The organism is Cobetia sp. 29-18-1 (genome assembly GCF_029846405.1).
GTDB classification, from domain to species: Bacteria; Pseudomonadota; Gammaproteobacteria; order Pseudomonadales; family Halomonadaceae; genus Cobetia; species Cobetia amphilecti.
The window spans coordinates 1-324 of the sequence record NZ_JARWKS010000056.1 but is presented as its reverse complement, the minus strand read 5'-3'; the positions used below and the strand labels follow the sequence as shown (position 1 = coordinate 324).

The following is a 324-nucleotide window of genomic DNA, read 5'->3' as shown; positions in this document are numbered from 1 at the left end:
CTGATGTCGGCAGTTCGGTGCTGTTCAGCTGGGGCACGCCGGCCCACTATGAGGACCGCGCCGGCCAGGCCACCATCGACAAGCCATGGATGACGTTCGTGCTGGACCATGCCGGCGTGATGCCTGGCAGCGTTACCGTGCGCTGGATCTCTGGCGGCAGCGAGAAGACGGCCACCGATGATGGCCTGGGGCAGCTCAGCGGCGCAGCCACCGGCCGCGTGGTCTATGGCTATGCCGACGGCAGTGGCGCGCCCCAGCCTGGCGAGGCGTATGTCGAGTTCAATGGCGACGCCTTCCCAGATGCCAGCACCCAGGTCGAGATCG

At 67.3% G+C, this 324-nt stretch carries 1 protein-coding gene; it reads left to right on the top strand.

The genetic code is table 11. The features are described from left to right. A partial coding sequence (locus QD208_RS17600) for a hypothetical protein (protein WP_279837691.1) occupies nucleotides 1-324 on the top strand: 324 nt, incomplete at both ends.